7 protein-coding genes are annotated in these 10,532 nt (G+C 65.8%); 3 read left to right on the top strand and 4 right to left on the bottom strand.

Annotated elements, in window-relative coordinates; all coding sequences use genetic code 11:
• Positions 1-264: 264 nt before the first annotated feature.
• From Q0687_RS02310 to Q0687_RS02320, 3 genes are read left to right on the top strand one after another with little or no spacing between them, the layout of a single operon-like run.
• Positions 265-945, top strand: coding sequence for a response regulator transcription factor (locus tag Q0687_RS02310; protein WP_298871699.1), 681 nt, complete (start codon positions 265-267; stop codon positions 943-945).
• A complete protein-coding gene (locus Q0687_RS02315) occupies positions 929-2,389 on the top strand; it encodes an ATP-binding protein (protein WP_298871700.1) in 1,461 nt (486 codons plus the stop codon). The genes Q0687_RS02310 and Q0687_RS02315 overlap by 17 nt, the downstream gene beginning before the upstream one ends.
• Entirely contained in the window at positions 2,386-5,364 is a 2,979-nt protein-coding gene (locus tag Q0687_RS02320) for a bifunctional [glutamine synthetase] adenylyltransferase/[glutamine synthetase]-adenylyl-L-tyrosine phosphorylase (RefSeq protein ID WP_298871701.1), read from the top strand. Before Q0687_RS02315 ends, Q0687_RS02320 begins: the two co-directional genes overlap by 4 nt.
• On the opposite strand, the gene Q0687_RS02325 is transcribed toward Q0687_RS02320, so the two are convergent.
• The 4 genes from Q0687_RS02325 to Q0687_RS02340 all read right to left on the bottom strand — a co-directional run.
• Positions 5,330-5,569 carry a formate dehydrogenase subunit delta gene (locus Q0687_RS02325; RefSeq protein WP_298871703.1) on the bottom strand — a complete coding sequence of 80 codons (240 nt, stop codon included), beginning with the start codon at positions 5,567-5,569 and terminating at the stop codon, positions 5,330-5,332. The two genes, Q0687_RS02320 and Q0687_RS02325, sit on opposite strands and share 35 nt — an antisense overlap.
• Positions 5,553-6,386: a formate dehydrogenase accessory sulfurtransferase FdhD gene (gene fdhD, locus Q0687_RS02330; protein ID WP_298871705.1), complete on the bottom strand. Its 834-nt coding sequence runs from the start codon at positions 6,384-6,386 to the stop codon at positions 5,553-5,555. The genes Q0687_RS02325 and fdhD overlap by 17 nt, the downstream gene beginning before the upstream one ends.
• A gap of 4 nt (positions 6,387-6,390) precedes the next feature.
• Positions 6,391-9,264, bottom strand: coding sequence for a formate dehydrogenase subunit alpha (gene fdhF, locus Q0687_RS02335; RefSeq protein WP_298871707.1), 2,874 nt, complete (start codon positions 9,262-9,264; stop codon positions 6,391-6,393).
• Between the two features lie 10 nt (positions 9,265-9,274).
• The coding region (locus Q0687_RS02340; RefSeq protein WP_298871710.1) for an NADH-quinone oxidoreductase subunit F at positions 9,275-10,532 on the bottom strand (1,258 nt) is incomplete at its 5' end.

The following is a 10,532-nucleotide window of genomic DNA, read 5'->3' on the forward strand; positions in this document are numbered from 1 at the left end:
GCTTACGACATGAAGGGTGTCGCCGGCATCAGTCGCCCCCGCCGTCGGCACTCTTCCGGGGAGCAGCGCAATGCCTGCTCCCCACGCCTACCTTCCGGTGGAATTACGCCCCCCTCCGTCGGAAGGTCTAGGGCGGTGAGGTCCCCCCAGCTTCACCGCCCGCCTTTTTGCCTACCCCGGGTCTCGCTCACTCGGCTTGCATGCGATTGCCGCTCGCGCCATGTTTAGAGAAGGTTGACCTCCTTGACCGCCGCCGAACGCACGATGCGCCTCCTCATCATCGAAGACGACCGCGAATCCGCCGACTATCTCGTGAAGGCGTTTCGCGAGGTCGGACACATTGCAGACCACGCTGGTGACGGCGAGGAGGGCCTCGCCATGGCCGAGAACGGCGATTACGACGTGCTGGTGGTCGATCGCATGCTGCCCAAGCGCGACGGGCTGTCGCTGATCGGCTCGCTGCGCGACAAAGGCGACACGACGCCGGTGCTGATCCTGTCCGCACTCGGTCAGGTCGACGACCGCATCAAGGGCCTGCGCGCCGGCGGCGACGACTATCTGCCAAAGCCCTATTCCTTCGCCGAGCTGCTCGCCCGCGTCGAGGTGCTGTCGCGCCGCCGCGGCGGACCTGCCGAGGACACGCTTTACCGGGTCGGCGACCTCGAGCTCGACCGGCTCTCCCACCGCGTCGCCCGCGGCAAGGACGAGCTGACGCTGCAGCCGCGCGAATTCCGCCTGCTCGAATACCTCATGAAGCATGCCGGCCAGGTGGTGACGCGCACCATGCTGCTGGAGAACGTCTGGGATTATCATTTCGATCCGCAGACCAACGTGATCGACGTGCACATTTCGCGGCTGCGCTCCAAGATCGACAAGGGTTTTGAGCGGCCGCTGCTGCACACGATCCGCGGCGCTGGGTACATGATCCGTGACGGCATTCGGTAAACTCGTCCGCACCACGGCGTTCCGGCTGACGCTGGCCTACCTGTTCCTGTTTGCGATGTTCGCGGCCTCGCTGCTCGGCTATTTCGCCTGGAATACGCGGCGGCTGATCAATGAAGAGATCACGCAGACGGTCAATGCCGAGACCTCGGAGATCAACGAGATCTACGGCCGCCGTGGGCTCTACTACCTCGTGCGCACCATCGAGTATCGGGCGCTGCGACCGGGCGCCAATCTTTACCTCGTGACCACGCCGACCGGGCAGGCGATCGCCGGCAATGTCGGCTCGCTGGCGCCGGGCGTGATGGCGACGCGCGGCTGGTCGGAGACCGCCTACCGGCGCATCGAGGACGCTGACGACCGCGACCATCGCGCGCTGGTGCGCGTCACGGAGCTCGAGAACGGCTTCCGCCTCCTGGTCGGCCGCGACCTTGCCGAGCGCCGACGCCTGTTCGGCATCGTCGCCAAGGCCGCGCAATGGTCGATCCTGATCGTCGTGGTGCTTGGCCTTGGCGGGGGCATCTTCGTCGCGCGCAGGGTCCTGACGCGCATCGATGCGATGAGCGGCACCGCGCATCGCATCATGACCGGCGATCTCAGCGAGCGCCTGCCGGTTGGTCGCAGCGGCGACGAGCTCGACCGCCTCGCCGAGAACCTCAACGCGATGCTGGAGCGGATCGAGGCGCTCATGGCCGGGCTGAAGGAAGTCTCCGACAACATTGCCCACGACCTCAAGACGCCACTGACGCGACTTCGCAACCGCGCGGAGGAGGCGCTGGCGAAATCCGGCTGCGAGGCTGACTATCGTGCCGCGCTGGAGCGGACCATCGAGGAATCCGACGGGCTGATCCGCACCTTCAACGCGCTGCTGATGATCGCGCGCGCCGAGTCCGGTCAGGCGCGCGGCAACATGGATGATTTCGATGCCGCCGATGTCGCGGGCGGCATTCACGAGCTTTACGAGCCGCTCGCCGAGGACGACGGCATGACCTTGAAGGTCAAGACGGAAGCAGCGCTCCTCCACGGCAATCGCGAGTTGATCAGCCAGGCGCTCGCCAATCTGGTCGAGAATGCGATCAAATACGGCAAGCCGGCCGCGGTGGCCTCGGGAACCGTGGTCAGCATGGACGCGCGTCAGATCACGATCGAGGCGAAGCGCGAAGGCGATCAGGTGCTGCTCAGCGTCACCGATCGCGGCCCCGGCATTCCGGAAGGCGATCGCAAGCACGTCGTCGAGCGCTTCGTGCGGCTGGAAGCGAGCCGCACCATGCCGGGCTCCGGCCTTGGCCTCAGCCTCGCCTCCGCCGTCGCCACATTGCATGGTGGCGAATTGCGGCTGGGCGACGCCCATCCCGGTCTCGTCGCCACGCTGGTGCTGCCGGCGCGCGCGGGTGCCGGCGACAGGGTTGCTCCGCCAATACAGGATGTGCCACAGAAGGTGGCATGATCAACTCCGCGCCGGGAAACGCGGACAAGCATGGTGAGAGCCTGGCCACGCGCTTCGCGGAGGCTCCCCATATTGCCGCTTCCACATCAGACGAACGCCGTTTTGAAGGCTGGCTGGCCGAGCTCGAGCCGGCACAATCAGCTCGTTTGGACGCGCTGCTGGTCCATCCCTTTGCCCGGGCTGTTCTTGCCGGCATCGCGGAATTCTCGCCTTATTTGTTCGATCTGGTGCGCGCCGATCCGGTTCGCGTGATCCGATTGCTCGAATGCGAGCCCGATGCGCATCTCGCCGCGCTGATCGCGGAGGCGAGGGGCGCGGTGCTGGCAGCGCCGGACGAGGCCGAGGTGATGCGGCTGCTTCGCCGCATGAAGGCGGAGGCTGCACTGCTGATCGCGCTGTGCGACATCGGCGGGGTCTGGCCGGTGATGCGGGTCACGGCGGCGTTGACCGATCTCGCAGTGTCCTCGGTGCAGGCGGCACTGCAGTATTTGCTGCGACAGGAAGCCGCACGCGGCAAGCTCGTGCCGTCAGATCTCGAGGCGCCGGAGATCGGCTGCGGCCTGATCGTGCTCGCCATGGGCAAGATGGGTGCAGGCGAGCTGAACTATTCCAGCGACATCGATCTCATTGTGTTCTTCGACCCCGATGCCACGACGCTTGTGCCCGACATAGAGCCGCAGCCGTTCTTTGTTCGGGTGACGCAGGGCATGGCGCGCATCCTCCAGCAGCGGACCTATGAGGGTTACGTGTTCCGCGTCGATCTGCGGCTGCGCCCGGATCCATCCTCGACCCAGGTGGCGATCTCGCGCGATGCCGCGCTGAACTATTACGAGCGGGAAGGGCGCACCTGGGAGCGCGCCGCGATGATCAAGGCGCGGGCGTGTGCCGGCGACCCCAGAGCGGGCGAGGCGCTGCTGGCCGAAATCGCGCCCTTCGTCTGGCGCAAGCACCTCGACTTCGCTGCGCTTGCCGACGTGCACGACATGAAACGGCAGATGCAGACCTATCGCGGCCAGAGCGAGATTGCGGTCGAGGGCCACAACGTCAAGGTCGGCCGCGGCGGCATCCGCGAGATCGAGTTCTTCGCCCAGACCCAGCAGCTGATCGCGGGCGGTCGCCATCCGGAGCTGCGGGTGCGGCCGACGCTGGCCGCGCTCGACATCCTCGCCGCCCGCAACTGGATCACCTCCGCGGCTCGGGACGAGCTGACCACGGCCTATGAATTCCTGCGCCGGGTGGAGCATCGTCTCCAGATGATCGCCGACGAGCAGACCCATGCGCTGCCGGAGGACAAGGGGGCAGTCGAACGCTTCGCCTGGTTCTTCGGTTATGACAGCCGTGAGGCCTTCGCGCGCGACCTGTTGCGCCAGCTCGCGATCGTCCAGGGGCACTACGAAAAGCTGTTCGAGGGCGATGATCCAACCGGCACGGCAAGCCTGCCGGCAATCGACTATCGGGCCGGTCCCGATGATCCGCGCCTGCTTGCGCATCTGACGACGCTCGGCTTCAAGAAGCCCGCTGCGGTAGCCCAGACCGTCTGCGACTGGCTCACCGGGGACTATCGCGTGTTCCGCGTCGAGGCGACGCGAAACGCTTTCGTCGAGTTCGTGCCGGCCCTGATCGACGGATTGGCGCACGCCGAGGAGCCGGACCGCGCCGTTGTGGCATTCGACCATTTCCTCCAGGCGCTCCAGCGCGGCGGCAGACTGATCACGCTGCTGAGCCAGAACCGCGATCTCGTCGCGCTCGTGGCGCTGGTGCTTGGCGCGGCGCCCCGGCTCGGCGAGATGCTGGCGCGGCAGCCGCAATTGATGGACGGTCTGATCGATCCGCGTTTCTTCGGCGCGATGCCGGACAGGCGGGAATTGTCGGCACGGCTTGCGACCACGGTCCAGGATGCGGGCTCCTACGAGGAATTTCTGGATCGGCTGCGCCTGTTCGGACAGGAGAGCCTGTTCCTGATCGGCACGCGCATCCTGTCCGGCACCGTTTCGGCGCAGCAAGCCAGTACGGCCTTTGCCGACGTCGCCGAGGGCATCGTTCATACCGTGCACGGCCTCGTCGCCGATCGCTTTGCCGCCCAGCACGGCCGGATCAAGGGGCAGGAGACCGCGATCATCGCGATGGGCCGGCTCGGCAGCCGCGAGATGACGGCGTCATCGGATCTCGATCTGATCCTGCTCTACGATTTCGACAGCGACAATCCTGATTCCGACGGCCAGAAATCACTGCAGGGCGCGCATTATTTCGCCCGCCTCACCCAGCGCCTGATCAGCGCCTTCACGACCCGCACCAATTACGGCGTGCTCTACGAGATCGACATGCGGCTGCGGCCCTCGGGGCGCGCAGGTCCCGTGGCGTCGAGCCTTATCTCCTTCGCCGACTACCAGGCCAATGAGGCCTGGACCTGGGAGCACATGGCATTGACGCGCGCGCGCGTGGTGTCGGCGTCACCGGAATTCACCGCGCGGATCGAACAGATCATCCGCGAAGTCCTGACCCGCCGTCGCGATCCGGTCATTATCGCCAATGACGTCGCCGACATGCGCCGCGCGATTGCGCAGGAGAAGGGCGAGACCGATCATTGGGACCTGAAATACGCCTCGGGCGGCATGGTCGACATCGATTTCATCGCGCAATATCTCCAGCTCGTCCACGCCCACGACAAGCCCGATATTCTCGACGTCAGCACGGTGCAGGTGCTGGAGAATGCATGTCGGCTTGGCGTGCTCGGGCAACCTGAAACCGAAATCCTGCGTGCCGCGGCGCGGCTCTATCACGATTTGACGCAAATTCTCCGTCTCTGCGTCAGCGAGCGTTTCAAGCCGGAAACCGCCGGTACGGACCTGCAGCGCGTGATGGCGCGCGCGGGCGATGCGCCGGATTTCTCCTCGCTCGAGGCGCGCGTGAAGGAAACGCAAAGCGAGGTGCGGCGCGTGTTCAATGCGCTTCTGGAAGGGAAGCCGTCTGCTTGAGCGAGGTAAGGGCTTCGAGCACGTTCGGCTCCAAGCCCGCGCCGCCGGCATCGAGATGCGCGAAGATCGCGCGCTTCATCCGGGGATCCCAGAATTTCTTGATGTGGTCGGCAATGCCAGGCACGGCCTTGTCGTGGCCCTGGCTCTTGAAGAACATGCCGATCTGGTTGGCCATGTAGACGAGGCGGTCAGCAGGCGACGACATCGATGATCTCCTGTCCACAATGAGCCGCGACACGGCCCTGGTGCGTGAACACTTCAAACCCGTCGTTGCGGGCAATTGCAATCAGCGTGATACCGGCAGCCTCCGCGGTGCGGACCGCAAGCGCGGTCGGCGCGGAGACCGCGACCATCACTGGCCCACCGATCGCAGCCGTCTTCTGCACCATCTCGACCGAGACGCGGCTGGTCAGCAGCACCAGGCCGGCGCTTGCATCCGTGCGGCTGCGGGCCAGCGCGCCTGCGAGCTTGTCGAGCGCATTGTGGCGGCCGACATCCTCGCGCAGCGCCACGATGCCATTCGGCGGCGTCCAGAAGGCGGCTGCGTGAACCGCGCGGGTCTGCATGTTGATCGATTGCAGGGGCGCGATCGCCTGCATCGCCGACATGATCTGTTGCGGCGTGAAGAGCTGACCCTGCCGCACGATCGCCGCGGGCCGTATCGCCTCGGCGATGGAATCGATGCCGCAGATGCCGCAGCCGGTCGGGCCGGCGATGTGGCGGCGGCGCTCGCTGATGCGCGCGGCATCCTCTGACGCGAGCCACATACGCAGCTCGATGCCGTCGTCGAGACGGACGATTTCGAGCGACTTGATGTCGTCGACCGACTTGATGATGCCTTCGTCCAGGCTGAAGCCGACGGCGAAATCTTCGAGGTTCTGCGGCGTCCCCATCATGACGGCATAGGTGCCGCCATTATAGGTCAGCGCCAGCGGCGTCTCCTCCGGGATTAGCCGTGTCCCTTCCGACGCGACATCGTCGCGCCAGATCTCGCGGTCGATGGCCTGGACCGGCACATGCATGCGGTTACTCCGCGGCCTCGGCAGGCGCGATACGGCGGGAGTGCCGCGCCTGCTCGTCGTAGGATTTCTGCCAGTCGGAGGGCCCGTTCGAGGGCGAGATCTGCACCGCCGTGACCTTGTATTCCGGACAGTTGGTGGCCCAGTCCGAATAGTCGGTCGTGATCACGTTGGCCTGGGTGTCCGGGTGGTGGAAGGTGGTGTAGACGACGCCCGGCGACACGCGGTCGGTGATCTCCGCGCGCAGCGTGGTCTCGCCGGCGCGGCTCGTCAGACGTACCCAGTCGCCGTCGCGCACGCCGCGTTGCTCGGCATCGTGCGGATGGATCTCCAGCAGGTCCTCGGCGTGCCAGACCACGTTCTCGGTGCGCCGTGTCTGCGCGCCGACATTGTACTGGCTGAGAATGCGGCCCGTAGTGAGCAGCAGCGGGAAGCGGGGACCGGTGCGCTCGTCGGTCGCGACATATTCGGTGACGATGAACTTGCCCTTGCCGCGGACGAAGCCGCCGATATGCATCACCGGCGTGCCCTCCGGCGCCTTCTCGTTGCAGGGCCACTGCACCGAGCCGAGCTCGTCGAGCTTGGCGTAGGAGACGCCGGTGAAGGTCGGAGTCAGCGCCGCGATCTCGTCCATGATTTCGGACGGATGGCTATAGTTCATCTCGAAGCCCATTGCCTTGGCAAGGCCGATGGTGACCTCCCAGTCGGCCATGCCGTTCTTCGGCGACATCACCTTGCGCACGCGCTGGATGCGGCGCTCGGCGTTGGTGAAGGTACCGTCCTTCTCGAGAAAGCTCGATCCGGGCAGGAACACGTGGGCGTAGTTCGCGGTCTCGTTCAGGAAGAGGTCGTGGACGATCACGCACTCCATCGCCGACAGCGCCGCCACCACATGCTTGGTGTTGGGATCGGACTGGAGGATGTCCTCACCCTGCACGTAGATGCCCATGAACGTGCCTTCGATCGCGGCGTCGAACATGTTGGGAATGCGCAAGCCCGGCTCCGGGTTGAGCTTGACGTTCCACAGCGCCTCGAACTGGTCGCGCACGGCGTCGCCCGAGATATGGCGGTAGCCGGGCAGCTCGTGCGGGAACGAGCCCATGTCGCAGGAGCCTTGAACGTTGTTCTGGCCGCGCAGCGGGTTCACGCCGACGCCGGGACGGCCGATGTTTCCGGTCGCCATCGCGAGGTTCGCGATCGCGATTACCGTGGTCGAGCCCTGGCTGTGCTCGGTGACGCCGAGCCCGTAATAGATCGCGCCATTGCCGCCGGTGGCGTAGACGCGCGCCGCTTCACGCAGATCCTTCGGATCGACGCCGGTCAGGATCGCAGTGGCTTCCGGGCTGTGCTTGGCTTGCGCGACGAAGGCCGCCCATTCCTCGAACTCGGCCCAGTCGCAGCGCTCGCGCACGAAGGCTTCGTTGACCAGACCCTCGGTGACGATGACATGCGCCAGCGCGGTGACGACCGCGACATTGGTGCCGGGCAGCAGCGGCAAATGCAGCGCCTTGACGTGCGGCGATTCCACCATCTCGGTGCGGCGTGGATCGATCACGATCAGCTTGGCGCCCTGGCGCAGCCGCTTCTTCAGGCGCGAGGCGAACACCGGGTGGGCGGAGGCGGGATTGGCGCCGATGATCACGGCGACGTCGGTATCCTCGACCGAGTCGAAGTCCTGCGTGCCGGCCGAGGTGCCAAAAGTCTGCGACAGGCCATAGCCGGTCGGGGAGTGGCAGACGCGGGCGCAGGTGTCGACGTTGTTGTTGCCGAAGCCGGCGCGGATCAGCTTCTGCACCAGATAGGTTTCTTCATTCGTGCAGCGGGACGAAGTGATGCCGCCGATGGCATTGCGGCCGTACTTCTGCTGGATGCCGCGCATCTTGGCGGCAGCGAAGGAGAACGCCTCGTCCCAGGAGACTTCCTTCCAGGGATCGTCGATCCGCTCGCGGATCATCGGATTGAGGATGCGTTCCTTGTGGTTGGTGTAGCCCCAGGCGAAGCGGCCCTTGACGCAGGAATGGCCGCGGTTGGCCTTGCCGTCCTTGTACGGCACCATGCGCACGACTTCCTCGCCGCGCATCTCGGCCTTGAAGGCGCAGCCGACGCCGCAATAGGCGCAGGTGGTGACGACCGAATGCTCGGGCTGGCCGATCTCGATCACGGATTTCTCCGTCAGCGTCGCGGTCGGGCAGGCCTGCACGCAGGCGCCGCAGGAGACGCACTCCGAGCCGAGGAAGCTCTCGCTCATGCCGGGCGAGACGCGGCTGTCGAAACCGCGGCCGGAGATGGTCAGCGCGAAGGTGCCTTGCACCTCCTCGCAGGCGCGGACGCAGCGCGAGCAGACGATGCACTTGGAGGGATCGTAAGTGAAGTAAGGGTTGGATTCGTCCTTCGGCATCCAGGCGGCGTTGATCTCGCCATGGGACTTGGCGAAGACGTGGTTCTCGCCCTCATAGCCGTAACGCACGTCGCGCAAGCCGACAGCGCCGGCCATGTCCTGCAATTCGCAATCGCCATTGGCGCCGCAGGTGAGGCAATCGAGCGGATGGTCGGAGATGTAGAGCTCCATCACGCCCTTGCGCAGCTTCTTCAGCTTTTCGCTCTGGGTATGGACGACGAGGCCGTTCATGACTGGCGTGGTGCAGGAGGCCGGCGTGCCGGCGCGGCCCTCGATCTCGACGACGCAGAGCCGGCAGGAGCCGAATGCGTCGACCATGTCGGTCGCGCAAAGCTTCGGGATCTGGTGGCCTGCATCCATCGCGGCGCGCATGATCGAGGTGCCCTCGGGCACCGTGACCTCATTGCCGTCGATGGTCAGAGTGACCATCGTTGATGATTTGGAGCGCGGCGTGCCGTAGTCGATTTCCTCGATCAGAGACATTGTCGTTCTCCTATTCCGCGGCCTGAAGCGTGGTCGGGGCCGGCACAAAGTCTTCCCGGAAGTGCTTCAGCGCGCTGAGCACGGGGTAGGGCGTGAAGCCGCCGAGTGCGCAGAGCGAGCCGAATTTCATGGTGTTGCAGAGGTCTTCGACGAGCGCGAGGTTTTCGATGACCCGCTCGCCGTTGATGATCTTCTCGATGGTCTCGACGCCGCGGGTCGAGCCGATGCGGCAGGGCGTGCACTTGCCGCAGGATTCGATGGCGCAGAACTCCATGGCGAAACGAGCCTGCTTGCGCATGTCGACGCTGTCGTCGAACACGACGATGCCGCCATGGCCGATCAGGCCGTCGCGTGCGGCAAAGGCCTCGTAGTCGAACGGCGTGTCGAACAGGGCGCGGGGGAAGTAGGCGCCGAGCGGGCCGCCGACTTGCACTGCGCGCACCGGGCGTCCGGTGAATGTGCCGCCGCCGATGTCGTCGACGAGCTCGCCGAGCGTCACGCCGAACGCGGTCTCGAACAGCCCGCCCTGGCGAATGTTGCCGGCGAGCTGGATCGGCATCGTGCCGCGCGAACGGCCCATGCCGAAATCGGCATAGGCCTTGGCGCCTTCGGCGAGGATGAAGGGGATCGCGGCGAACGACAGCACGTTGTTGATGACGGTCGGCTTGCCGAACAGGCCGTGATGCGCCGGCAGCGGCGGCTTGGCGCGCACGAGGCCACGACGGCCTTCGAGGCTCTCCAGCAGCGAAGTCTCTTCGCCGCAAACATATGCGCCGGCGCCGACGCGCACTTCCATGTCGAAGCTGTGGGTCGAGCCGCCGATCTTGTCGCCGAGATAACCGCCGCGCCGGGCGGCGACGATGGCTGCGTTCATTGCCTCGACCGCGTGCGGATACTCGCTGCGGATGTAGATGTAGCCCTTGGTGGCGCCGACGGTGACGCCTGCTGTGGTCATGCCCTCGATGACGAGGAAGGGATCGCCTTCCATGATCATGCGGTCGGCGAAGGTGCCGCTGTCGCCTTCGTCCGCGTTGCAGACGATGAATTTGCGATCGGCCATGGCCTGGGCGACGGTCTTCCACTTGATGCCGGTCGGGAAGCCGGCGCCGCCGCGGCCGCGCAGGCCTGAGGCGGTGACTTCATTGAGGATCGCGTCGCGGCCGAGCGAAAGTGCGCGCTCAAAGCCCTTGTATCCGCCGTGAGCGCGATAATCCTCGAGCGAGCGCGGATCAATCACGCCGCAGCGGGCGAAGGTGAGGCGGGTCTGG

This window comes from uncultured Bradyrhizobium sp. (assembly GCF_936928535.1).
Lineage (GTDB): Bacteria > Pseudomonadota > Alphaproteobacteria > Rhizobiales > Xanthobacteraceae > Bradyrhizobium.